Below are 25,862 nucleotides of genomic sequence, written 5' to 3' on the forward strand. Positions count from 1 at the left end.
CTATCCGGTAGTATAATAAGTAACACATATTGACCTAGTATTAAATTTAATTAATTTTTAATTTCAAAGCATTTGCAAAAAATGTATAAATATTGATCAAATAATTGGCACTATCTTTTAAATCACTACTACCATGCCCACTATCTACACTTGCTAAAAAGTAAGTTTTAGTATTTGGGTTTTTTCTCAAACACATACTCAAAAATTCTTCCATGCTATGGGTGTACACGCTGCTCTAATACTGAATCTGTAATTAACACAGCTGGGTATTGTTGCGTTAAAGATAAATTCTCTAGCGGTGCATATTTTTTGATATGTACTAAATCTTCTACTTTTGCTGGATCACCATATTCTGTAACCCATGAATGTCCTGCTCCGAATTCTTTATATCGTATCAAGTATCGGCACTTCACATGCTATAGCTCCAAATAAATCAGGACGCTGCGTCAGTGCAACACTTACTAGCAATCCGCCGTTACTTCCTCCTTTAATTCCTAAAATACTCAGGGCTAGTAATATTTTGCTTTATTAAATCCTCTGCTACTACAATAAAATCATTCAAGCCGGTTTGACGTTTTATTCCTTGAGCCGACTTATGCCACTCAGGACCAAACTCTCCGCCACCTCTAATATTAGCAAGAACACTAACCCCGCCATGTTTAATCCATACTTCATTTTCCATGCGAGAGAAATATGGAGAGTTGATTACTTGAAAACCACCTTATGCTTCAAGTAATGTTGGATTCTTACCATCAAATTTTGTACCTTTTTATAGACAATAAAATATGGTATTTTAACTCCATCCGAGCTTGTAGCTTCCTTTTGATCTACAACATAATTTTTGCTATCAAATGGATATAAAGGCTTTCTAATAACTTTTAATGCATGAGTTTTATCCCATAAATAAATAGTTGGAGGAACTATAGAATTTTCTATAGTAATTAATGCATCTTCTTCCTCATCATCAGACAACATACCAAAAATTGTATTTTCATAAGGCAGTTTTAAAGTGACCGGTTTTCATTATTTTCTAATGTAAATGTTACTACTTTTGAAATAACATTCTCATAGCTAGTTAAAAATACCGTATCTTTAGTCATTCCTACAAAATACAATACTTCCCTCTCTGTTGGGGTAAATAATATTTTTAAGCTAGCTTTATCGCTATCTTCTTTTAGAAGATCAGCGTAGTGTATGGCAACAAGTGAACCTGCTTTATATTACTATCTTTAAATTGCCAATCGGAACGCAGTAGCCAAAATACATATTCTTTAAAAGAACCTTCAGGTGTTGCATCTGATGGCATATTTATTTTTTGTAAGTTTAAGCTCGCATCTTTAGTATCTAAAATATAATTATCGTAATTATAAAAATCCTTATCTGCAGATATAAATATTAAAGATGAAGAAATATTATCGGATACAAGCTTACTGGCTGATACACGTATATAATTCTTTGGTATTTCGAATAATTTTTTGGCTTTCTCGATAGGTTCTCCTCGCTTCCATATGTAGAGCAAGCTAGGATATAAAGAGTCAGTCACTTCCTCTTGATGCAAAACTGGATTAAATATAAAATAGTATCTTGATCAACCCAAGTAGGGACAGTAAATTTACCTTCTAGTAATTTTCCGCTACTTGTTTTTGGTTCAAAACCATTTTTTACAAAATCTTTTTTCTCTAAATCCCATTCTCTAAAAAACATCTCATCCTTACCGCCAAATGACATGGTAATTAAGAAACGATTAGGGTTTTGAAAACAATCACTCCTACCTCGATACATTACTTTTTTATCGAGTTTTTTGGATAATTTATCAAAATCGATTAGAACTTCCCAATTTGGTTTATCTTTCGAGTAATTCTCAACCAATGTCCTACGCCATAACCCTTGCGGGTTTTTATAATCCATCCAAAAATTATACACGTAACCTTTACGTATAGCACCAAAAGGAGTTTTCTTTGAATTAGAATAGTGTTTTATCATACACCTTGAATAAACTCAAAGAAAATGCTAGGTTTTGTGGACATTGCTAATTGATTTGCTATTTTGAGGTCTTTTTTAGCGAAAATTAATAAGATTTTTGTAGAAATAGTTATTCATATTGCAAAAAAAATCTTATATTTGTAGCAAAAAATAACCAAAATTAAATCTTTTGAGAAATGTTCACAAAACCTAAGCTAGCACTAGCAAAAATACAAAATATGAGAGTTATGACTAATGATTTAAGTATTTATATTCATTGGCCTGTTTGTTTGTCAAAATGTCCGTATTGTGATTTTAATTCTCATGTGGCAAGTACTATAGATCATAATCAGTGGCTTAAATCTTATGAAACTGAAATTGAATATTTTAAGGATATTATTCAAAATAAATATATAAAATCTATTTTTTTTGGGGGCGGTACTCCCTCTTTAATGAATCCCGTAATAGTTGAAGGGATAATAAATAAAATCAGTAATCTAGCAATTATTAATAATCAAACCGAGATAACTCTAGAAACTAATCCCACATCCTTTGAAACTGAAAAATTTAAAGCATTCAAAGCCGCCGGAATTAATCGTGTTTCAATAGGAGTGCAATCCTTAAAAGAAGACGATTTAAAAAAATTAGGTAGAACTCATGATTGTATGCAGGCCATTAAAACAATTGAGGCGGCAGATAAGATTTTGCCACAGGTGTCATTTGATTTAATATATGCACGTAGCGGTCAGACATTAAAAGACTGGCAAGAAGAATTAAAACAAGCTATGCAGCTCGCTACCTCGCATATTTCTCTTTATCAATTGACTATCGAAAAAGGTACGCCGTTTTATAAATTATTTAAGGATGGTAATCTGATTTTGCCGCATTCAGATGCGGCAGCTGAAATGTATGAATGGACGAATCATTATCTAGAATCTAAAAAGTATTTTAGATATGAAATATCCAATTATGCTATGATAGGGCATGAATGTTTGCATAATTTAACTTATTGGAATTATAATAGCTATTTAGGTATAGGTCCCGGAGCTCATAGTAGAATCATTGAATCCTCAAGTTCGGTATCGGCAATTATGATGTGGCATAAACCTGCAAAATGGTTAGATTCGGTTAAAACAAAAAATGTTGGTATTCAAACTAATACTAAGTTAACACATCAAGAGATTATTGAAGAAATGCTAATGATGGGTTTACGCCTTAGCAAAGGTATACATATTTCTACATTAGAGCAGAAATTAAACACGAAATTAGAGAATATTTTAGACATGAATAATCTTAAGCATTATCAAGCGTTAGACTTAATTAGACTAGATGAAAATATCTATCTTACCGACAAAGGTTTAATGCTGCATAGCTACATAGTACCTAGATTGATTATATGAAAATTATTCAAGTAATAAAGTTTATAATTATTTTTATTATTTCTTCTGTTCATGTTATGGAATGTAAACTTAAGTTTAAGCGCGAAAAGATATATGTGAATGGTATTGAGTATGATCAAAAAGTCGGAAATCCAATTACACCGATAGCAGATGCTATTAAAGCAGATAATATTGATGAAGTAAAAAAATATTAGATGAGGGATATGGAGTAAATCAACCATACTTGGGCTGGACTCCTTTAGATTATGCTATATCGAATAATAATATAAAAATTGCCGATTTTTTATTAAAGTGTGGTGCATCCATGAATTTAATCCATATAAATATATAGGATTCATGAAGCCGGAAATTGCTGCACTTTTAATTAATCAGGGAATGAGTCCTAATTTAAGATATGAAGACGGTATTACCGGAATGATGCTAGCCGCAGAAAGAAATAATCTTGATTTAGTAAAACTTTTGCTTAAGTTAGGTGTTAATCCTAATGTTCAAAATTCTAAAACCGGAATGACTTCCCTTATTATGCATCATCATATCTTAATGTTGAAACTACTCGTATTTTATTAGAATATGGAGCAGAATCACAAAATTAAAGATTTCAAAGGGACAAGAGCTTTAGATTGGATAGCGGTGGATGCTAATAGAACTTTACATGCTTCTGACGCAGAATACTATACTGCTTTATTTGTTGCTCCATTTAAAACTAAACTGACAATTATAAAAGAAAAAAATAGCATAAAGACTCAAAACAAAGAAAAAAAGAAATAAAAAAGCTTCTCAATTCTCACCGTTAAATTTTTGTAGCGTTTCTATTTATACTTTACAAGTTAGGATAAAAACCTATCTTAATTTTCTGCCTTATGTTCTGTCTCTGTCATTGCAAGAAAATTGCATAGCAATTGACGAAGTGAGGAAGAGAAAAAATTCTGATTTACAGAATTTTTTTATTATTTTTTGGGGAGTACCGTGCAGTCTACGACTGCGATTTTGTTGCATGTATCGGACAAACGCATGCGATGTCATACTGTGGTTTGACTATTATATCTATGAAAACAACTTTTGATACTAATAATTTTAGTATTTTAAACTGGATACCGCGATCAAGTCGCGGTATGACAACTGAAAAATCGATCCATGCAACAAGAGATCCTATCTACTGGACAATTATTACTATTCTATGAATGCTTGCAATGACGTTTTTACGTGATTTACATAAAGCCGTCTGGTATGATGTTTATTATATCTATATCCAAGGTTGAGGAGCATTTGCTAATATGCCTTGGTTTATATCTTTCACTGAATATATTCTAATAAAATAACGGTCTTGCCCATCCCATTTAGGACTATAGCTATCTCTTTTATGTAAAACCGTTTTATTGCTTAATACAACAATATCACCGGACGTAACATATATATAGTTTTGAATAGATTTTTGATCTACGATTTCTCTAATTTGATTTAAAAACCCTGCTGCTCTTTGTGTATCAGGAATACCATTTTTATTCTGCTATAATAACCGGTAGCATGTTCTACTAATAAAGGGAGGTTCTTGCTCACTATTTTACATGAAAAAGAATCTGCACTTATTACTGTAAATTCATTACTAAGTCCGATTAAGATATCTTGGTAGCTCAATTGATTTAATATATCTTTAAGGCTAATATATACTACAGGTAGATTCTCATGTCCTTTATGTACATCCCAAAAATAAATAGTCAACTATAGGAGATAAGTTATCACTTTTCTTGGTCATTGGACGGTATGCAGTATCTACATGCCAATCTCAATCATTATACGGCGATTGAGAGCTACGTTCATTATGAGAATTACGTCTTGATGCTACTGCTCTAATAATATTCTTATCTTCCTCTTTATATAATACAGGCAAACTACCAATTATCCCTATTACTCCATACATATGATAAATTAATTCTTCTATTCCGCTAATCCGTACCTCACCCGTCATAGGGAGTCATTATATTATAATTTTTTTTTATTTTTTATATGTATAATTTCTGCATTATTATTTATGGCATCTTTAATTTCTTTTGTATAATTTACATATTTTGTTTCTAAAAAATTTTTAAAAAATACAGTAGATTTATATGGATTTTTAGTAAAATTGTTTAAAACCTCATCACTATTAGTATTAAAATTTTTTAGATAAATTTTCTTTCTCATAATTTATCTAAATCTTTTTTATAACTGAGTTCCAGTTTTTAGAAGCACTAATAATACCGAAAGGATCTACATATTTTGTATCTACTAAATATAAAGCTTTGTTTTCTTTTAACCAGCTAGTTAATCTAACGATTTTATTGTTTAAATTTTCTAATTTTACTATACAAGTTTTTTCATCTAAAATTTTCCCCCAAACATCATAGCACGCATTATTATAGTCAATATGATGAAATAATCCCCTTCTTCAAAAATATTATTATGAAAATATTCTAAAATACCTATTATTAATATGAGCATCTTCTATTCAAAGTATAGGATGTATTATTTCAGATATTTTTTCTTTTGGGAATATTGCCTCTACTTTATTAGAATCACCTTGTAAAAATTCTATTCTATTATCTTCTTTTACGGCTTGATCAATATTTTCAAAATCGATATCTATACTAATAACTTTACTGTCTTTTACCGATAAACTTTGTATATCTGCTAACCAAAGGGCGGAAGCTCCTTTAAAACTTCTAAATTCAATTATGGTTTTAGGTTTTAATGCTTGAATTTAACCTTGAGTAGTAATAATCTGAAAAGGACTTTTTTGTAATGGTATATTTTCCCAATTAATATCACAGTTATTTTTAGCGATAGAATACCAAAACGATTCAGGTATATCACTTACTGCAGTTCTATTATTTATAGATACAAACCTTTTTGATTGTACTGCATTACTTAGGAAATTTAACATATATCTTTAACCTTAAGTTAATATAACTATTGTAATACATGCTTTAGATTCTAAAATCAATAGTTTTTTTAATTAAAAGTTAAAAACAAGAAAAGAAATTTTGATAACTATATTTTAATTTCGCTTTTCCTTGGATTCCCGCTTTTGCGGGAATGACATAAAACGCATTTGTCAATCCAGACAACAATACTTATAATTGCTCGCAATGACAATGTCTGGTCTTAGTTAGCAATATCATTAAGATAAATATACTTCCTTATCTAAAGTATCTTCGCTGTTATCTATAATCATAGTAATTGTTGCATCGCCGGTAATATTGATAGTAGTACGTAGCATATCAAGTATTCGGTCAATACCAGCAATAATTGCTACTCCCTCTATAGGTAAGTGAACCGAAGAAAGAACCATAGGAAGCATTATCAAAGAGGCACCGGGAATACCGGCACCACCGATAGATCCAAGTGTTGAGGTAAGAATAATTACTAAATAGTCGTGAGGAGCAAGCGTTACTCCCATCATTTGAGCAAAAAATATGGTGGTAAGAGATAAATTTATAGCAAAGCCGTCCATATTAATTGACGCACCTATCGGAAGTACGAACGAAGTACTAGACTCTGAAATGCCAAGCTTTTCACGACAAACTTGCATAGTAGTTGCAAGAGTCGCCTTACTACTTGAGGTAGAAAAAGCAAGTATCTGATACTCAAAACTTTTCTTATAAAAAGGTATAGGTGAAACACGACAGAATACACATATAAGTAAGCCAAAAACTAAATATTGGAATGTCATTGCCACAACTACCGCTACAACAAGTTTTGATAAACTAATCATTACCTCAACTCCCTGCATGCCTACAATCCAGCCTGTTAAAGCAAAAGCACCGTAAGGGGATAATTGAATAACAAACGATATCATTTTTAATATTAATTTTGACATTACATGAATTAAATCAGTAATAGGTTCACCGATAGATTTCATTTTGTTTAAGGTAATTCCAACAAAAATAGCAAAAAATACAACTTGTAAGACATCACCGTTTGCAAAAGCCCCAACAGCATTATCAGGGACGATATTTACAAAAAAATCAATTATATTAAATGAAGTTCTGCTTGTCGTTCCTGAAGAGGTGAAATCTATATGTACGCCTACTCCGGGCTTTAATACTAAGGCAACAGTGAGTCCAAAAACCGTGGCAAAAAAAGTAGTACCTAAAAAAGCGGCTACCGCTTTCATTCCTACTCTACCAAGGGCAGAATTATCATTCATACTAGTGATACCGGAAACTAAACTGAAGAAAATTAAAGGGGTAATGATCATTTTTATCAAACGTAAGAAAATGTCACCGATAGGTTTAATATAATTAACATATTGTGGTAAGTATATACCAAATATAATACCTAAAATTAACCCTAAGGTAACTTTTTGCCATAATTTCATAATTTACTTACTTAATTTTTAAATTTGCTCAACTATAAATCTATTTATTATTTTGATTAATCCATTCTAGGTACTTTTGGAAGCCATAGTCAATATTTATTTTTATTATTTGCGGTAATTCATAATTATGAATTTCAAGGAGTTTATTTTCAATTTCATTATAATTAGAAGAGTTTGTTTTAATTACAAGTCTATATTCAGTTTCTAAAGTTACTCTACCATCCCATCTAAAGTAACTTTTGACATCGTCAATTTGAATGCAAGCAGTAAGATTTAATTCTAACAAAACAGATGCTATTTTCTCGGCAATTTGCAAATCATTAGTAGTAGTTAAAATTACACAGCAATCTTGCATGCCTAAACCTCAACAAAACAATTTGGTGTTTCATATAGTTTGAGGCTCGTTATGAAGAAGTTTTGACTTACGAAAAGTTTAGGAAAAATTTCATTCTTTAAATGCGTCGCTATATTTTCTGCAGTCGGGTTATTTTGCATGTAATATATTTTTTGACCGGTACAATTTTCTATTTGCTGCCCCATTTCCTTATCGTCTTGATGTAGGATTAAGCTATGATCAAAATTTTCATCAATCCATTTTTTAGCTAAATCCTTAATTAAACCAAAATCGATTACCATACCAAGTTTATCGGTTTTGTTTGCAGCTATAGCGATCTCAAGAACATAGCGATGACCGTGCAGGAATTGACATTTATTTTGATGTTCTATAATTCTATGTCCTGCATCGAACTCAATACGACGAGTACATTTTATCATTATTATATACTTCCTTTCTTTGAATGATTTTACTTTTTTTAAAGAGTAAAAACGGGACCACGTCATTGCGAGGAAAATTACGAAGTAATTGACGAAGCAATCTCAGGAGTTTGGTTATTATTTCATGAGATTGCCACGCAGCCTACGGCTGCTCGCAATGACAATTTTTTACAAATTTAACAATAACTTTTCAGGATTCTCAATAAGCTGCTTAATTTTTACCAAGAACGATACTCCTTCTTTCCCGTCAATTATACGATGATCGTAAGATAAAGCTATATACATCATCGAACGTATTTCAATTTTACCGTCTATAACTACAGCTCTTTCCTCGGTTTTATGTAAGCCTAGAATACCTGATTGAGGAGGATTAATAATTGGTGTAGATAATAATGAGCCATATACGCCTCCGTTAGAAATCGAGAATGTCCCACCTGACAAATCAGCCATAGAAAGCTTACCCTCACGAGCTTTTTTAGCCAAAATTTCTATAGCTTTCTCCACTTCGGCAAATCCCATTTTATCGGCATTCCTAACAACCGGTACAACAAGCCCTTGCTCTGTTCCAACAGCTACACCTATATCATAGTAATTTTTATATACTAAATTATCACCGTCTATTTCAGCATTTACCGACGGAATAAGCTTTAAAGCTTCAATTGTTGCTTTAACAAAGAAAGACATAAACCCAAGTTTCACAGCGTGCTTTTTCTCAAACTCTTCTTTATATTGATTACGCAAAGCAATTACTTTTGACATATCGATTTCATTAAAAGTAGTCAAAATAGCTGCTGTATTTTGTGAATCTTTTAAACGTTGTGCAATAGTTTTACGCAAGCGTGACATACGAACACGCTGCACTCTTTCTTCATTAGATTTACTTATTGCAGGAGCAGAAGTAGCCGTAGTGTTTATTGTTTCAAGCACGTCACCTTTGGTAATTCTACCGTCTCTACCTGTTCCTTTTATATTATTGGGGTCAAGCTTATTTTCGGTAACTAATTTTTGTACAGAAGGAGCAAGAGTATTATTAGCCACGGCAGGTTTTTCTACAGGCTTTTCTGAAGTAGGTTGCGTCACTGCTTGAGCTTTAGCAGATGCATTATTAGTATCGGTAGTATTTGCAGTTGCCCCTTCATTTATTTCGCCTATTTCTTCGCCAACTGCTACATTTGCACTGTCAGTTTTCGATATTTTACCTATAGTACCGTTGCAAGGAGCATTAACTTCTAAAGTCACTTTTTCGGTTTCGATTTCTAACAGTAATTCATCGGTTTTAACCGAATCGCCTTCTTTCTTATGCCATTTGGCAATAGTTGCTTCCGTTACGGACTCCCCAAGCGACGGTACTATAATTTTAACGCTCATAATTTATTTTACTCCTATATTTGTATAGCATCGCCCTGTATAGTTTTATCGTCATTGCGAGAAGACGCTATAAGCCTCGACGAAGCAATCTCAGGCAAATTCCTGAGATTGCCACGCTCCTTTTAGTCGCTTGCAATGACGATTATTAGGCAATACCCTAAGAATCATATTCCCAATGCTGCCCTTAATAGCTTCTCTTGCTGTTTATTATGTGCTTGCAGCGAACCTACTGCCGGAGAGGCTGATTCCTCTCTACCTACATATTTAAATTCATTATTAATTCCTGCTTCTTTTAAAGCATCGTTTAAGTGAGAAACTATATAACACCAAGTTCCCATATTCTTTGGTTCTTCCTGACACCAAATAAACTCCTGCGTCCTATTATATTTTTTTAATAGCGATGCTACAAGTTTTTTTTCAAAAGGGTATAATTGCTCAAGCCTAATAATCGCTATATTACTGTTATTGCCACGCATTTCAAATAGATCGTAATATACCTTACCGCTACATAAAATTACTTTAGTAATATTGTTTGTATCTACTTTAGTTACTTCATCTAAAACCGGTAAGAAAGTAGTATTTTCACCTAGCTCGTCAAGTTTAGATACGGCATATTTATGACGTAATAATGATTTCGGCGACATTACGATTAACGGTTTACGGGTATCATCAAGTATTTGGCGACGTAGCAGATGGAAAATCGAAGCAGGGGTAGTAGGGTATGTAACATACATATTATTCTCAGCCACCAGTTGTAAGAACCTCTCAAGTCTTGCCGAACTATGCTCCGGTCCTTGTCCCTCAAATGCATGAGGTAACAAAACCACAAGCCCGCTCATACGAAGCCATTTAGTTTCGCTGCTTGAAATAAACTGGTCAAAAATAATCTGAGCTCCATTAGCAAAATCACCGAATTGTGCTTCCCATAAAACTAAATTTTTTGGGTTTGCGAGTGAATAACCATACTCAAAACCAAGCACCGCATATTCAGATAAATTACTATCGGCTACCTCGTATTTTGCTTGTTCTTTAGATAAATTATTTAGAGGTATATAGGTAGTATCATCAATTTGGTTGTGCAACACTGAATGACGATGCGAGAAAGTACCGCGCCCCGAATCTTGTCCGGTTAGCCTTATATTTGTGCCTGAAGCAAGCAAGCTTGCAAAAGCGAGCTGCTCTGCCGTCGCCCAATCAATAGGTTGATCAGCTGTTAGAGTGGCTTTTCGAGCTTCAAATAGTTTTACAAGTTTTGGATTAACGGCAAAATCTTTCGGTATTTCGCATAGTTTAGTTCCTAAATCGTGTAATGTTTTTTTACTGATACCCGTTATTGTAGCTTGTGTACGAGTACGAGCAATACCTTGCCATAATCCGCCTAAGCAATGTGCTTCTTGCTTATAACTTTTTGCCTGCTCATATTCCTTATCTAGTTTTGCTTTAAATTCTTCTTTTAACTTAGCAAAATAATTATTGTCGATTACACCGCTTTTTACTAACTCATTTGCGTAAATATTTCCAGGGGTCAGTTTGTTTTTAATAATGTTATACATCTTGCCTTGAGTATACATCGGCTCATCGCCCTCATTATGCCCGTATTTACGGTAACAAATAATTTCTACTACAACATCCTTACCGAATTTCTGCCTGTATTCTACCGCAATATTGGTGGCTTTTAACACTGCTTCTATATCGTCACCGTTAACGTGTAAAATCGGGGCAGCTATGATTTTAGCAAACTCCGTAGAATATCTACTAGTTCTAGTATCTGCAGCATTAGCCGTAAAACCTAACTGATTATTAATGACGAAATGCAATATCCCGCCGATATCATAAGCAGCTAAAGGTGACATTGATAGACTCTCGGCAACCACGCCCTGACCGCAAAAAGCAGCATCGCCATGCACTAAAATAGCTTTGACTTTGCTGCGTTTAGTATCTCCAAGAATATCTTGCTTTGCTCTTACTGTTCCTGCAACTATAGGATTTACCGCTTCTAAATGTGAAGGGTTATCGGCTAGCGACAAGTATATTTTCTTATCCTCTAGAGTTCTATCGGACGAATAGCCTAAATGGTATTTTACATCGCCTGAAACATTTAGCTCATCAGGAAATACGCTGCCGCTTATGAAGCCTGCAATAACGGCTTTATATGGCTTACCTATTACTTTAGTGAGAGTGTTTAATCTCCCTCGATGTGCCATGCCGATAACGATTTCTGAGACGCCCTGATGCATGGATAAATCTATAGCTTTACTCATAGCAACTATAGAAGCATCACCACCCTCAACGGAAAAACGCTTAGCTCCAGGAAATTTTGTATGTAAATACTGCTCAAACCCTTCTACTTCTACTAAATCATTTAAGATAGTTTTTTTGTCTTCAGAAGAAAACGTAACTTCGCTTTCTAGCTTATTATATAACCAGTTTTTTCCTTCTACATTTTCTATTTGCTCAAACTCTACACCTATAGAACCTGTATAAACTTTATCGAACTTGGTCACTAATTCAGATAATTTACAGTTCCAAGTACCGACAAATTCATCCGTAATATTGATATTTTCTTCTAGCTGACCGCTATCAAGACCAAAAGCTTCTATATTAAGCTTTAAATCATTTTTTGTTTTACGTAGCTCAAGACCAAGCGGATCAAGATTCGCTAAATAGTGAGCATGCTTGCGATAAGCATTGATCATTTCCTTAGCTTTTAAACTATTTAAGTCTTCAGAAGATAAATTATTATTTAACGATTCTTTTTTTATTTCATCAGGGATAATTATTTTTGCCGTACTTTTATTGAGTAAAGTATTATTATCCTTAATGCCGGCAAAAAATTCTTGCCAAGTTTGATCAACCGAGGCAGGGTTGGCTAGATATTGCTTATATAGCTCTTCAACAAAAACAGCATTCCCACCAAATAAATAACCTGTTTTTTTTAAGTCTTCTTCCATATTATTGTTTGTATTGTTTAGTTTTTGTCATAAGCCGTCATTGCGAAGATACCTAATCGTCATTGCGAGCGACTGCAAGGAGCGTGGCAATCTCAGTAATTCTCCCGAGATTGCTTCGTCAATTACTTTGTAATTTCCTCGCAATAACGATTTTTTGACTATAAATACTTCCCTTCTAAATATCTTATATACACCTCAGGGCTAATTTTTGCCTCACCGCTAGCACTTTTTAATAAATCGGCTGAATTTTTTAACGAACCGAGATTTCTAAAATTCTTATTTAGATAATTATTTAGATTACTAAAATCACCCTTTAATATATCATCTTTTATATTTGAATGCATCTCTTTTACTTTTTTCATCACCATTGATGCGATAATTGCACCGTTTGTATAGGCGGGAAAGTAACCGAAATTTCCGTGTGACCAATGAATATCTTGAAGACAGCCGTTACTAAAACTTATAGGTTTAACACCTAAATATTCCTGCATCTTACTATCCCAACAGCTTGGTAACTCATCGAGATTCAAGTCGTCATTGATAAGCATTTCTTCTATCTCAAAACGTAATATTACATGCATCGGATAAGTTACTTCATCTGCATCTACTCTTATAAAATCAGGCGTAACTCTTGTAATTTTTCTATATAAACTTGCCGCTGAATATTCTTCGCTTTTAAAAGCAAATTCGTCTCTAAGTAATTTAGCTAAAAATTCGGTAAATTCTCTTGATCTACCTACTTGCATTTCCATAAATAAAGATTGACTTTCATGGAAGGCCATACCTTTAGCAAGCCCAACCGGCTGCCCTTTATACATTTCCGGTAGATTCTGCTCATATAAAGCATGTCCTGTTTCGTGAATAATTCCCATTAAACCGCTTATGAAACTATCTTTATCATACCTAGTAGTTAAACGTATATCGTTTGGCGTTCCACCGCAAAAAGGATGAGTCGATTCGTCTAATCGTCCTTTTGTTAGATCAAACTGCATAATTTCCATAATGCGTTTTCCGATACGCTTTTGCATTTCAGGAGCTAGTGCGCTGTTCTTTACTAGTTCTTTCTCGCTTTTCTGTTTTTCTAAAACTTTATTTATGAGCTGCGGGAGTTCTTTTTTAAGTACTGAAAAAACTTGTTTGATCTCGCTACTTTTTCTGCTTGGATCAAACATATCTATTAATGAGTCGTATAATCCGCAATTAAAAGCATCTGCTCGTACTTTAGCAACTTCTTTCGTATAATCTAAGACTTTTTGTAAGTGTGATTTGAATAAATTATAGTCGTTATGTTTTCTTGCTTCTCGCCAAACAAGTGCGGCTTTAGTAGTAGCAGCTACCACTTTCTTTTGTAGCTGCTCGTCAATACAATTTGCATCTGTTACTTTTCTCTCAATCTCTCTAATATTACCATTCTGCCATTCATCAAGGTTCTTTGATTCTTCTTTTGCCTTGCTAAGTAGCTCCTTTAGAATAGGAGATTTGAGCATAGAATGAACTAGCGACGTTAAAGTTACTATTTCGTTTGTCCTACTCTCACCTGAACCCATAGGCATATTTACGGCAACATCCCAGTATAATATGCTCAAGATATTATTAAAATGTGAGATGGTTGCAAATTCGTTTTCTAATTTTGTGTAGTTGTTGTTCATATGTTCCCTATAATGTCATTCCCGCTTTCGCAGGAATGACATAAAAACCGTACCGCTAGTGCCTATTACAAATGCAACAACTCCTTTGCTGCTTTTAAACTTGCTTTGGTAATTGTTTTACCTGAAATCATGCGGGCGAGTTCCTCCTGTCTTTCAGCTAAATTTAAAGCTTTTACCGTTACTTTTGTTTCTTTCTCTAGCTGTGTTTTCTCGATTTTTATATGCAAATCCGCTTTACCTGCTACTTGCGGCTGGTGCGTAATAACTATTACTTGAGTAATGCTACTAAGTTTTTTTAATCGCTCACCTACTTTATCTGCGACCTCTCCGCCAATCCCGACATCTATTTCATCAAATATAATAGATGGTTTTACCATTTTATCAAACAAAGAAGTTTTTAAAGCTAACATGAATCTTGATAATTCACCGCCGGAAGCGATTTTATTAATTGCTGCAGCTGCCGTTCCCGGGTTAGTAGACGCTTTAAACACAACATCGTCATTACCGTCGGCTGTTGGTTCTTTAGCATTTATCTCAATCTCAAAAATTGCTTTCGCCATTTTAAGCTGCTTTAGCTCCTGATGCAATGATTCTTTTAGATGTTTTGCAACAATAAGACGCTTTGCAGACAAATTACTCGCTAGTTCATAATATTTTTTCTGCAGTAGCATTTCTTGAGCTTTCAACTCATTACTATTTGCTATTTTGTTTTTTAATATACTGAGCTGCTCTAAAGATTTATCTAAAAATACACCTAACTCATCAGCAGGAACATTATATTTACGGCTAATAGCTTTTATTAAAAATAATCTTTCTTCTGTTTCTTCAAGATTATATTCCTCATAATTAAAACTATCTAACAGATTTGATAATTCTTGGCGTGCTTCTTCTAGATTATTATAGGCTTCCTCTAAACTTGTAAAGATAGCTTCAAAACGCTCATTGTTGCCTTGCCTTGCTAATAATTTTTCTGCTCTATTAATCGATGTATTTATTTCAGGGTTATTAATCTGTTCTAGAATATCTTTTATTAGCTGTAAATCCTTATCTTTATTTTGCAAATCTTTTCGTAGATTTGCTAATTTTTCTTCTTCACCTGTTTGAATGTTCAGTTTAGTTAATTCTTCCGTTGCAAAGCTCAAATAATCAATTTCTTGTTCTATAGAATTTTGCTTAAGTGTTATTTCGGCCATTTCTTTCCGAGTATTTTGCCAAGTCTGATAGCATTTGGAAAGCTCCGCTCGAAAGTCTAAAAGATTTCCATAACTATCTAAAATATCACGCTGCGTATTTGCTTCTAGAAGAGAAATATTATTATTTTGTCCATGAAGTTCGAATAAATAAGTAGCTAATTGCTGCATAAGAGCTTTAGTAACCACTTGATTATTAATGAAAAAATTTTTTCGTCCTTCGGCTTTTTGCAGACACTTTACAAACAACAACTCTTCAGGTTCAATAAAATTTTGAATCAGAAAATTTTTTATTTCTTCATTTAAAGAGAATATTATATTAACAACAGCGTAATCTTTTCCATGCTTTATTATATTATTTGAAGTTTTATAACCTAAGCAAAATAAAATAGCATCAAGTAAAATAGATTTACCGGCTCCCGTTTCACCGGTAATAACACATAAACCTTTATTAAACTCAATTTCCAGCTCGTCTATCAGAATAAAGTTTTTAACTGAGAGACTGCAGAACATATGCCACTTAATTTTGGTGGTTCTGAACTAGCCTGTACGCATAACTATACCATTGACTATCAGGATAGTTGTAACCTAGCACTGATGCATATTTTTTTGCTTCATCCGGAAGTCCGAGCATCATATAACTCTCGGCTAAACGGTAAAGAGCTTCTACCGCGTGAGAAGTAGTTTGATAATTATCAATTACCTCTTCAAATCTATTTATAGCTGCCATCGGATTCTTTTTCTTTAAGTAAAACCGACCTACCATCATCTCTTTACCTGCTAAATGATCGTTTACTAGGTCAATTTTTAAAGATGAATCAATAGCATATTTAGTATTTGGGAATTTTGCTATTACGTCTTCAAAACTATCTTTAGCTAGGAAAGTTCTAGATTGATCATGATTTATGTCTGAAATTAACATATAATATGATAATGCTTTAAGGTAATATGCATAAGCAATGTCAACATTTGCAGGGTGCAAATTAATGAACATATCAAGCACATCAACCGCTTCTTCATATTGAGCGGCAAGAAATAAAGAATAAGCCTGCATCAATTCGGCTTGCGGCGTCATTTCATTACCTGGATGCTGGTAAAATACTCTTCCGAATTCTTCTGCAGCTTTCTTATATTTTTTCTTTTCCAATAAGGTAATACCTTCATTATAAAGGGTAGGGATAGGGACTACTATGTCATCACTGTTTTTTTTGTTTTTGCACCCGCCTAAAACTAACCCTATAACTAAAAGGGTACTCAATAATTTTGTTAATTTCATAAGAACTTAAATTCATTTAATAACTAAATATACATATAGGCTTACAGAATTTCAAGGATTCAATTTAAAATCTCATAAACTTATAAATTAGACCTATTTAGAAACTTGTTTATAGGGCGGAATTTGAAGGAGACACAGAACGCAGAACCGCAGCGTACACTTGTACGTGAGGATTCGAGTACCGGATCGACGTACAGATTACCCCTAGAAGTAGAGTTTCTGAATAGGTCTATATTCTTAGACTTATTTCTCTACCCAATATCCTTTATCATTTTTATGGTATTTTTTCTACGGCCAACGACCATGCTACTTTATGTGCCACTGTCCCTCTAGAGTCATTTCCACGTCTTTTATCGGCACCCTTATATTGTTCAAATGCATGATTAAAAGCTTCGCGATAAATATCCTTAGCATGGCTCGGAAAATGATTTTTAACTGAATCAGGTAAATTGTTATTATTTTTATAAGGCATAAAAACCTCCGGTAATATTATGCAAATAATATTTTATAATATTGGAGGCTTCATTTCTATAGGAAAGGTAAATAAAATTTACGACCACAGACTTTTCATTTTATTAAAAAAGCTGCCGTCATTTTCTTTTTCATTTATGGATTCTTTTTTGAATTCTTCTAGTAATTCACGTTGTCTTTTAGATAAATTTTTAGGTACTTCGACATGAATATGCGTAAGCATATCACCCCTAATAGTTGATCTCATTTTAGACATACCTTTGCTGCGTAGCCTTAATTGATCACCATTTTGTGTGCCTGCAGGAATTGTTAAGTTTACTTTTCCGCCTTCAATTACCGGTACTTCTACCTCTCCTCCAAGAGCAGCATTCACAAAACTAATAGGTAGTTTACAATGTAGATGTGCTCCGTCTACTTTATAAATATCATGTGGTTTTATTGCTATATCAATGTATAAATCACCGCTATTACCGCCTCTAATACCTGCTTCCCCTTCTCCGGTATGTCTTATTCTAGTACCGTTTTCAACACCGGCAGGAATATTTACCGATAAATTTCGTTGTTTATGGTAGCGTCCCATGCCATGACATTTCTTGCAAGGATTTTTTATAATGTGTCCGTTACCTTGGCATTTATGACAAGTTTGTTCGATCGTAAAGAATCCTTGCTGCATTCTAGTCACTCCAACACCGCTGCAAGCATCGCAAGTAGTTACGGTTTCACCTTTTTCAGAACCGCTACCGTGACAAGTATCGCATTTTACTGCACTAGAAAAGCTAATATTTTGTTCTATACCGTGAAATGCTTCCTCTAAGTTAATTGTCAGATTATATTTTAAATCTGAGCCTCTAACTTTAGCTGAAGTTGGGCGTGATGATCTTCTGCTGCCTCCCATGAAGTCGCTAAAGAAGTCACCGAATATGTCGTTAATATCGGGGTGAACACCGCCATGATTTCCTCCTCCCCCTCGTGATTGTTGATTTTGAAAAGCATCGTGTCCAAAACGATCATAAGCAGCTCTTTTTTGCTCATCTTTTAGAACATCATAAGCGGCATTGATTTCTTTAAATTTCTTTTCAGCATCTTTAGCATCAGTAGTATCAGGGTGATATTGCTTGGCTAGCTTGAGGTAGGCTTTTTTAAGGTCAGCTTGGCTAGCTGTTTTACTAACCCCTAGTATTTGGTAATAATCTTGTGACATAATTTAATTTATAAAATGAGATTGTAACGTCATTACGAGGAAAATTACATAATAATTTGACGAGGCAATCCAGGATATATTTAACGAGATTGCCACGCAGCCTATAGCTGATCGCAATGACGAAATTACTTCTACTTCTTCTCTACATCTTGAAAGTCGGCATCTACTATTTTTTCATCATTAGCAGTACTTTCTTCAGCAGGTTGGCTCTCGCTTTGTGCTTTATACATCGCTTCACCGATTTTCATGCTAGCTGCAGTTAAACTTTTGGTCTTTTCTTTAATCAAAGCAGCATCTTCCGACTCAAGCACGGCTTTTAAAGCGGCTAGTGCTTCTTCAACAGCTCCTTTATCGTCTGATGATAATTTATCGCCATATTCTGTAAGAGTTTTTTCAGTAGAATAAACTAAACTATCGGCAGCATTTTTTGCTTCAATAAGTTCCTTACGCTTTTTGTCTTCATCAGCATTTTGTTCGGCATCTTTAACCATTTGTTCAATTTCTGCATCGCTAAGACCACCGGAAGCTTGAATAGTTACTTTCTGCTCTTTACCGCTTGCTTTATCTTTAGCTGAAACATGCACTATTCCGTTAGCATCAATGTCAAACGTTACTTCTATTTGCGGCAAACCTCTTGGTGCAGGAGGTATACCTTCGAGATTAAACTGACCAAGTAATTTATTATCTTTTGCCATTTCACGTTCACCTTGGAATACTCTAATAGTTACGGCATGCTGGTTATCATCAGCAGTTGAGAATACCTGACTTTTCTTAGTAGGTATAGTAGTATTACGATCGATTAATCTTGTAAATACGCCGCCGAGAGTTTCAATGCCAAGGGATAGAGGTGTAACGTCTAATAATAATATATCCGTTACTTCTTTATTAAGTACTCCGCCTTGAATAGCAGCACCGAGAGCTACAACCTCATCGGGATTTACGCCTTTATGCGGCTCACGTCCGAAGAATTTTTTTACGGCTTCTTGTACTTTCGGCATTCTAGTCATACCGCCTACTAATACTACTTCTTGAATATCAGAAGCTTTAAAACCTGCATCCTGTAATGCTTTACGGCAAGGCTCAATTGTTTTTTCAATTAAATCATCTACTAATTTTTCTAGTTCAGCTCTAGTAAATTTAATATTTAAGTGTTTTGGACCGCTACTATCAGCCGTAATATAAGGTAAATTAATATCGGTAGTTACTGCAGAAGATAGCTCTTTCTTAGCTTTTTCCGCGGCTTCTTTCAAACGTTGAAGTGCTAAAGGATCTTTACTTAAATCTATACCGTTTTCTTTTTTGAATACATCTATTAAATGGTTTAATATTCTTGTATCGAAATCTTCACCGCCAAGGAATGTATCGCCGTTTGTTGATTTCACCTCAAAAACACCGTCAGCGATTTCAAGAATTGAAACATCGAATGTTCCGCCGCCAAGATCGTATACTGCAATAGTTTTACTTGCCGATTTCTCGAAACCGTAAGCAAGAGCTGCAGCAGTCGGCTCGTTGATTATTCTAAGGACCTCAAGACCTGCTATTTTACCGGCATCTTTCGTTGCTTGACGCTGTGCATCATTAAAATAAGCAGGTACGGTAATTACTGCTTGTGTTACTTTGTCCCCTAAATAATTCTCAGCAGTTTCTTTCATTTTTTGTAAAATGAATGCACTAATTTGACTTGGTGAATATTTATTATTATCCGCTTCGACCCATGCATCCCCGTTATCGGCTTTAACTATATTATACGGTACAATACCTTGGTCTTTCCTAACCATAGGATCGATAAAATTTCTACCGATTAATCGCTTTACCGCATATATAGTATTGCGAGGGTTAGTTACTGCTTGCCTCTTGGCAGATTGCCCGACTAATTTTTCGCTGTTTGCAAAAGCTATTATTGACGGCGTAGTTCTTTCACCTTCTGCATTTTCTATTACCTTTGGTTCTTTACCTTCCATGACCGCAACACAAGAGTTGGTAGTCCCAAGGTCGATACCTATTACTTTTCCCATAAGATTCCTCGTTTTCTTTTTTATATTTTATTATGACTTTTGATTTGATATAGTGTGGCTTAAATGATTTTACAAGAGGTGACAATGAAAAAACTACCGATTTTACTAAAACTTTTATTTATTATTAATTTAGTTTTCCTAAATAATATAGTTTTAGCATCTAGCGAAACAAGCACTATTATATTTGAAAAAGCAAAGCAAGCAATCGTAACGATCGATACTAGAATTGCCGTATCGGCATATGACGATACAAGTAGTTGGACTGGAACGGGATTTATCAACGATAAGAACAACGGTTATATAATTACTAATACTCATGTTGTCGGCGGTGCGTCTATCGGAACTTATTTTGTTACTTTTTATAACGGTGAGCAGGCAGAAGCAAAACTTATCTATTACGATATTTGGCAAGATTATGCCATTTTAAAAGTAGAGAGTAAAGATATACCGGCATCAGCAACGCAAATATCTTTTGCAAGCGAACTGCCAAAATTAAATCAAAAGGTTTTTGTAGTCGGTAACACAGAAGCAAAAGGTTTTTCTTTCCATACCGGTTATTTGTCCGATCTTTATAATATTGAAGGTTTAATGCCACAATGTACTTATGTTATTAATTTAAATACTACAGGAGGTGCTAGCGGTTCACCGGTATTAAACGATAAGATTGAGGCTATAGGAGTATTATATGGTGGCGGTAAAACTCATTCTCTAGCGCTGCACGGTGATTATGTAGCTCGCACTTTAGAAAGTTTAAAGAATAATAAACAACCAGGCAGAAAACATATAGGAATAATAAGCGAGTTATATTCTTTAAATAAAGCAGTTAGACATCACAATTTCCCTAAAGAAGAAATGGATAAATATATAAAGCAATTTCCTGATAGTAGAAATAGAGTGATAAGCGTTAAGGCAGTTCTAGCCGGATCACCTGCTGAAAAATCTTTAAAAGCCGGTGATATTATTTGGGCAGTTAATGATAAGGAACTCGGCGGCAATCTAGCATTATTTGATAGAGAAATGGATAATTTCAAAGGAATAGCTATTAAACTTACTATATTTCGTGACGGAAAAAAGCTAGAACAAGCAGTAGATTTATATGATGTGAACAATAATAAAATCGCTAAAATGATAAATTTCGGCGGTGCAGTATTTTTTGAAGCCGATGATTATTTTAGTAATAAATCAGGTATTCCGCTTAAAGCTCTAAGTATAGCTTCCGTTCAATCCGGTAGTAGCTTTAGCTCTATACCAATATTTTTTACTAAAGATTATAAAAATGTTTATAGATTGCAAATTTTTGAGATGAAAGATTTAGCTTTAAGTAATCTTGATGATTTGGTGAAATTCTTACCTGCTATTACTAAAGAGAAGTTTATAACGGTTAGATTTAGAAATTATCAACCTTATTATGCTAATTTCGGTTATAATGAACTTATCTCGTCGCATGATGATATGATTGCTGATGTAACTCTAGATTCTATAGATACTAAGCCTTATATATTAAAGTATAATACTATTTCTCATGATTGGGATATGGAAAATATAAAACTTCAGTAACTAATGACATTGTGATAAATTAACAATTCTTAATCAATGAAGTAATTCAACTTGGTTTGTTGCGTTATTATTCTTAAATTTATAATCTTATATTTTAGGAGAATTGCAAATTAGCTCAGAGTAGTTCGCCAACTAGGTCATTTTTGTGTGGATTTTATTTTATTCCTGCAAAAGCGAGACAGCATTGTTGCTGCGTGGCAATCTCATGAAATAATATTAACAATTCCCCCCTAAAATAATTAATAAATTTAGGAGAATTAATGATTAAAGAACAAATACCTACAGTAGATAAAACAAAAAACATCTTTTTTTAAGTTTTTTACAAAAAATCGTAATAACTCTAGATTCACTAACATCACCACGTTCAGATGATGCTATAGAGAGGGATGTTTCTAAAAAAGAAGCTTCTTAAGAAAATGCAAAGCATTAATAGACAAGAATGATGCCGATGAACTAAAAGCATTTCTATTTGATAAAAATAATAAGTATATCTTACATGATGCGGTTGAGGATAAAGAACAAACATTAGTTGAAAAAATATTAGAATTAGCTAAATACGTAACAGAGATAACCTATAATGCTTCAACAGTGTTACATTCAGCAGTTACAGGAATTGCTAACAAAGAGATTATCAAAGCTTTATTAGCAAAAAATCCTTATTTAGTAATGATCAAAGATGCTGCAGGTCTTACTCCATCATATTATAATACTAGTAAAGAAATATTAGAAATATTGCAAAATTGTGAACGAGATATTATAGACTGGCTTAATATAGAAAAACCATGGCACGGTTGGGCAGAAGATATGCACAAATATTTAGAAGATGATATGTCTATAATCGGAAAAAATAAGCATACAATAATGGAGCTTGTATAAAAATTTTGTAAATTATCGGACAAGCATCTTCCTTGTAAATTTAACATAGAGTATTAGATTTGCAAGGAAGATATAGAGAGTTCTTTAATAAAAAACGGTAAGTATTTAAAACTTACCGATTAAATTTAAAGCTTAAAAAATTATAATTCAGTAGTAGGGATATACTTGATATTTCCATCTTCTCCTATCAATGGGTAATACTCTGTTTGAGGGTTATAAGCATCATAACTCATTGATGTTTGTGATGATAGTTTTTGTGCTAATATTATCAATTTTTCTTCATATAACTCAAAAGATTTTTCTAAATCATCTTTTGTAATCTTTACAGTTTTAGCTTCATCTGTATTTACTTTGAGTGTTTCAATATTTTTTGTTGAGCTATATTTTGTTAAAGTTACTTCGAGGGAAAAACATGTTCTTATTTTAATGCTATTTGTATTGGTGGAATACTGAGAACAAGTTTATTTAATACCATCTAATACCTTAAAAATTGTGAAGCGGCAGTGTACAAGCCTCACTTATTAATGTCAACATAAATTAACATATTATTACTATAAATATTAATAAATGCTAATTTTATAATTTTCTTTCACAAAATTGAAATAAACTGTTATTAATATAAAAAACCAATCTTAATCTAATATATGCGTTCTTTATTTGTAATAATTATATTCTTTCTAATGAGTAGTTGTAATTTAAAACCGGTATATAGTGAAAAATACAGAAATAATGATTTAGAAGCTATTGAAGTTGCACCGATTCGAACAATTGAAGGAGCTGAGTTTTATCATCGTTTAACTAGTATTTTACCTCAGAAAGTACAAGCAAAATACCTGCTTAAAGTAAAGCTTATTGCAACAACTATGCCTGCTACTATTGAAAAAAACTCCAATGTTTTAAGGGAATATATTAATCAATTAGTTAGATATAAATTAATTGATATAGAAAGCCAAAAGGTTTTAATTGAAGAGAAATTTTACCAAAACACGTCATATAATGCTATTTTTACACCATATGCAACAAATGTTGAAAGAGATGAAACAGGAATAGACTTGGCATATCAAGCAGCAGAAGAAATTCGTAGCAGATTAATTTTATATTTTACACGGAAATAGTTAAGCTATGAAATTTTATTTTTCACAAATAGGTAGATTATTTGAACTAATAACATCTGGAAAGATTAGAGCTCTTTTACTATATGGTCCTGATAAAGGTTATATAGAAAAAATTTGTAAGCATTTAGTAAAAAGCTTAAATATGCTACAAACTTCTATAGAATATGCAGATCTTAATATTTCATCTTTAGAAATATTACTTAATTCGTCTAATTTTTTTGGTCAAAAAGAATTAATTAAAATTAGATCGGTTGGGAATTTAATCGATAAGAATTTAAAAACAATTCTAAGCAGTGATTATATAAATTTTCCTGTATTTATAGGTGAAGAAATGACTTCTAGTGGGGGCATTAGAAAGTTTTTTGAAACGGAAGAATATTTAGCGGCAGTTGCTTGTTATCATGACGATGAAGCAAAAATTGAACGAATTATTTTAGGTAAAGTAGAAAAAACTAATAAAGTTATAAGTAAAGAAGCTATCACTTATTTAAAAGTTCATTTAAAAGGTGATCATGATTTAATTTGTAGCGAAATAAATAAATTAATATATTTTGTTCACGACGCACGCGAAATTACTTTAAACGACGTTCTAGAAGTTATAAGTAGCGAAATTACGGCAAACGGCAGTGATTTAGCAATGTATTTTTCAAAAAAAGATTATAGTAATTTTCTGCAAGAGCTTGATATATTAAAAAAACAAAATATCAATGAAGTTTTAATTATTAGAGCATTAATAAGGCATTATTTAAATTTATATATAGTTTTGTCGAAAGTAAAAAACGGTGAGCGTTTGGAACTCGCAATAAAATCATTATCACCACCGATTTTCTATCAGTATATTAATGATTTTACGAAGATAGCAAACGGTCTTAGCCTCACTGAATGTCTAAAGACTTTAAAAGTGCTACAACAGGCAGAAGTGGATTATAAGTTAAATCCGGCTAGTTTTGATTTATTCCAAAGTATACTCCAAAATAAATGAAGAGTAGACGAAGTTTAATTTGGAAAAGAGCAAGGAGACTATAAGGCGAGGAGTGGAGCGTATACTTCGTGAGCACCGTAGCTCTTATAAGATGACATAGCCAATTTTTCAAATTAAACGAGTATACATTATGCCTAGACCTGATTTTTCTGACCCTGACAAACAGATTCACGAGATAATTAGAGTTAATCACGCCGGAGAATATGGTGCAAAAAGAATTTATCAAGGACAGCTAAAATATATTAAATCTCAAAATGATCATATATTGATTAAAGAAATGCTTGACCACGAAGAAGTGCATTTAAATTATTTTGAAAAAAAATTACTGGAAAAAGAAGTAAGACCCACGTTTTTATTATTTTTTTGGCATCATTACGGATTTTTACTTGGTGCTTTATCTTCCTTGATGGGAATAAAAACGGCGATGCTTATTACCGAGAGTGTAGAAGAAGTAATAGAAAAACATTATGAACAGCAAATAAATTATTTAGAAAATAAAAATGTTGAGCCAGAATTATTAAATAATATTATCAAATTTCGACTTGATGAAATTGAACATAAAAATATTGCTATAATGAATGATAGTACTGAGGCAATATTTGCAGAAATAACTAGTAAAATAGTGAAGATAATTTGTCGTATCTCTATAATTTTAAGTAAGAAAATTTAGAGTTAACAGCTTAATTAGTTGAAAAATCTCGCAATATTTTACTTCTAA

General features: G+C 33.1%; 23 protein-coding genes and 5 pseudogenes. 10 read left to right on the plus strand and 18 right to left on the minus strand.

Translation table 11 applies throughout. The features are described from left to right. Positions 1-46: 46 nt before the first annotated feature. Positions 47-1,956 (minus strand): annotated as a pseudogene (locus A3305_RS10380) (prolyl oligopeptidase family serine peptidase); the annotation flags it as partial. A 203-nt stretch (positions 1,957-2,159) separates the two neighbouring features. Here A3305_RS10380 and hemW point away from each other — a divergent pair. The 4 genes and pseudogenes from hemW to A3305_RS04215 all read left to right on the plus strand — a co-directional run bounded on the left by hemW (position 2,160) and on the right by A3305_RS04215 (position 4,130). Next, positions 2,160-3,362: a radical SAM family heme chaperone HemW gene (gene hemW, locus A3305_RS04200; protein ID WP_014391885.1), complete on the plus strand. Its 1,203-nt coding sequence runs from the start codon at positions 2,160-2,162 to the stop codon at positions 3,360-3,362. Next, complete coding sequence (locus A3305_RS04205; RefSeq protein ID WP_014391886.1) at positions 3,359-3,556, plus strand: hypothetical protein; 198 nt, start codon at positions 3,359-3,361, stop codon at positions 3,554-3,556. The genes hemW and A3305_RS04205 overlap by 4 nt, the downstream gene beginning before the upstream one ends. 29 nt (positions 3,557-3,585) lie before the next feature. Beyond that, positions 3,586-3,929 (plus strand): annotated as a pseudogene (locus A3305_RS04210) (ankyrin repeat domain-containing protein). Positions 3,930-3,932: 3 nt separating this feature from the next. After that, entirely contained in the window at positions 3,933-4,130 is a 198-nt protein-coding gene (locus A3305_RS04215; protein WP_014391887.1) for a hypothetical protein, read from the plus strand. Between the two features lie 690 nt (positions 4,131-4,820). Here the strand turns inward: A3305_RS04215 and A3305_RS10390 are convergent. From A3305_RS10390 to A3305_RS04290, 13 genes and pseudogenes are all read right to left on the minus strand, one after another. Then, on the minus strand, positions 4,821-5,081 hold the full coding sequence (locus A3305_RS10390) for a hypothetical protein (protein WP_226983998.1): 261 nt from the start codon (positions 5,079-5,081) through the stop codon (positions 4,821-4,823). 64 nt (positions 5,082-5,145) lie between these two features. After that, entirely contained in the window at positions 5,146-5,328 is a 183-nt protein-coding gene (locus A3305_RS10395; protein WP_041860487.1) for a hypothetical protein, read from the minus strand. A 14-nt stretch (positions 5,329-5,342) separates the two neighbouring features. Continuing rightward, entirely contained in the window at positions 5,343-5,543 is a 201-nt protein-coding gene (locus A3305_RS10400; protein WP_226983999.1) for a hypothetical protein, read from the minus strand. Positions 5,544-5,952: 409 nt separating this feature from the next. Beyond that, a pseudogene (locus tag A3305_RS10405) lies at positions 5,953-6,099 on the minus strand (CmcI family methyltransferase); the annotation flags it as partial. Then, positions 6,100-6,282, minus strand: coding sequence for a hypothetical protein (locus A3305_RS10410; protein ID WP_014391888.1), 183 nt, complete (start codon positions 6,280-6,282; stop codon positions 6,100-6,102). Positions 6,283-6,519: 237 nt separating this feature from the next. Then, a complete protein-coding gene (locus A3305_RS04250) occupies positions 6,520-7,719 on the minus strand; it encodes a dicarboxylate/amino acid:cation symporter (RefSeq protein ID WP_014391889.1) in 1,200 nt (399 codons plus the stop codon). Positions 7,720-7,759: 40 nt separating this feature from the next. Further along, positions 7,760-8,074 carry a divalent-cation tolerance protein CutA gene (gene cutA / locus A3305_RS04255; RefSeq protein ID WP_014391890.1) on the minus strand — a complete coding sequence of 105 codons (315 nt, stop codon included), beginning with the start codon at positions 8,072-8,074 and terminating at the stop codon, positions 7,760-7,762. Between the two features lie 2 nt (positions 8,075-8,076). Continuing rightward, positions 8,077-8,493 (minus strand): 6-pyruvoyl trahydropterin synthase family protein, encoded by a 417-nt coding sequence (locus A3305_RS04260; protein ID WP_014391891.1) that lies wholly within the window; start codon positions 8,491-8,493, stop codon positions 8,077-8,079. 168 nt (positions 8,494-8,661) lie between these two features. After that, positions 8,662-9,861: a 2-oxoglutarate dehydrogenase complex dihydrolipoyllysine-residue succinyltransferase gene (gene odhB / locus A3305_RS04265; protein ID WP_014391892.1), complete on the minus strand. Its 1,200-nt coding sequence runs from the start codon at positions 9,859-9,861 to the stop codon at positions 8,662-8,664. A gap of 164 nt (positions 9,862-10,025) precedes the next feature. Next, entirely contained in the window at positions 10,026-12,812 is a 2,787-nt protein-coding gene (locus tag A3305_RS04275) for a 2-oxoglutarate dehydrogenase E1 component (protein WP_014391893.1), read from the minus strand. A 158-nt stretch (positions 12,813-12,970) separates the two neighbouring features. Then, positions 12,971-14,461 carry a carboxypeptidase M32 gene (locus A3305_RS04280; protein ID WP_014391894.1) on the minus strand — a complete coding sequence of 497 codons (1,491 nt, stop codon included), beginning with the start codon at positions 14,459-14,461 and terminating at the stop codon, positions 12,971-12,973. 65 nt (positions 14,462-14,526) lie between these two features. Further along, positions 14,527-16,164, minus strand: a complete 1,638-nt coding sequence (gene recN / locus A3305_RS04285; protein WP_014391895.1) for a DNA repair protein RecN — start codon at positions 16,162-16,164, stop codon at positions 14,527-14,529. A 7-nt stretch (positions 16,165-16,171) separates the two neighbouring features. After that, complete coding sequence (locus A3305_RS04290; protein ID WP_014391896.1) at positions 16,172-16,927, minus strand: outer membrane protein assembly factor BamD; 756 nt, start codon at positions 16,925-16,927, stop codon at positions 16,172-16,174. A 101-nt stretch (positions 16,928-17,028) separates the two neighbouring features. Here A3305_RS04290 and A3305_RS04295 point away from each other — a divergent pair. Next, positions 17,029-17,260, plus strand: a pseudogene (locus A3305_RS04295) (palindromic element RPE1 domain-containing protein); the annotation flags it as partial. On the opposite strand, the gene A3305_RS04300 reads toward A3305_RS04295, so the two are convergent. The 3 genes from A3305_RS04300 to dnaK form a co-directional block, all read right to left on the minus strand. Beyond that, on the minus strand, positions 17,202-17,399 hold the full coding sequence (locus A3305_RS04300; protein ID WP_014391897.1) for a ChaB family protein: 198 nt from the start codon (positions 17,397-17,399) through the stop codon (positions 17,202-17,204). The pseudogene A3305_RS04295 and the gene A3305_RS04300 overlap by 59 nt on opposite strands. Before the next feature lie 78 nt (positions 17,400-17,477). Next, positions 17,478-18,599, minus strand: coding sequence for a molecular chaperone DnaJ (gene dnaJ / locus A3305_RS04305; protein WP_014391898.1), 1,122 nt, complete (start codon positions 18,597-18,599; stop codon positions 17,478-17,480). A 131-nt stretch (positions 18,600-18,730) separates the two neighbouring features. Next, positions 18,731-20,614: a molecular chaperone DnaK gene (gene dnaK, locus A3305_RS04310; protein ID WP_014391899.1), complete on the minus strand. Its 1,884-nt coding sequence runs from the start codon at positions 20,612-20,614 to the stop codon at positions 18,731-18,733. Between the two features lie 63 nt (positions 20,615-20,677). Between dnaK and A3305_RS04315 the strand changes: the two genes are divergently transcribed. Both A3305_RS04315 and A3305_RS04320 read left to right on the plus strand, forming a co-directional pair. Continuing rightward, the gene (locus A3305_RS04315) at positions 20,678-22,171 is read left to right on the plus strand and encodes a S1C family serine protease (RefSeq protein WP_014391900.1); all 1,494 of its coding nucleotides are present in this window, start codon (positions 20,678-20,680) and stop codon (positions 22,169-22,171) included. 588 nt (positions 22,172-22,759) lie between these two features. After that, the gene (locus tag A3305_RS04320; protein ID WP_014391901.1) at positions 22,760-23,047 is read left to right on the plus strand and encodes a hypothetical protein; all 288 of its coding nucleotides are present in this window, start codon (positions 22,760-22,762) and stop codon (positions 23,045-23,047) included. 140 nt (positions 23,048-23,187) lie between these two features. On the opposite strand, the pseudogene A3305_RS04325 reads toward A3305_RS04320, so the two are convergent. Further along, positions 23,188-23,522 (minus strand): annotated as a pseudogene (locus tag A3305_RS04325) (hypothetical protein). 169 nt (positions 23,523-23,691) lie between these two features. On the opposite strand from A3305_RS04325, the gene A3305_RS04330 reads away from it, so the two are divergent. The 3 genes from A3305_RS04330 to A3305_RS04340 all read left to right on the plus strand — a co-directional run bounded on the left by A3305_RS04330 (position 23,692) and on the right by A3305_RS04340 (position 25,814). After that, positions 23,692-24,162: a hypothetical protein gene (locus A3305_RS04330; RefSeq protein ID WP_014391902.1), complete on the plus strand. Its 471-nt coding sequence runs from the start codon at positions 23,692-23,694 to the stop codon at positions 24,160-24,162. Positions 24,163-24,169: 7 nt separating this feature from the next. Further along, positions 24,170-25,144: a DNA polymerase III subunit delta gene (gene holA / locus A3305_RS04335; RefSeq protein WP_014391903.1), complete on the plus strand. Its 975-nt coding sequence runs from the start codon at positions 24,170-24,172 to the stop codon at positions 25,142-25,144. A 130-nt stretch (positions 25,145-25,274) separates the two neighbouring features. Beyond that, positions 25,275-25,814, plus strand: coding sequence for a demethoxyubiquinone hydroxylase family protein (locus A3305_RS04340; RefSeq protein ID WP_012736532.1), 540 nt, complete (start codon positions 25,275-25,277; stop codon positions 25,812-25,814). The last annotated feature ends 48 nt before the right edge of the window (positions 25,815-25,862 follow it).

Origin of the sequence: Rickettsia amblyommatis (assembly GCF_002078335.1) — a bacterium.
GTDB lineage: Bacteria > Pseudomonadota > Alphaproteobacteria > Rickettsiales > Rickettsiaceae > Rickettsia > Rickettsia rickettsii.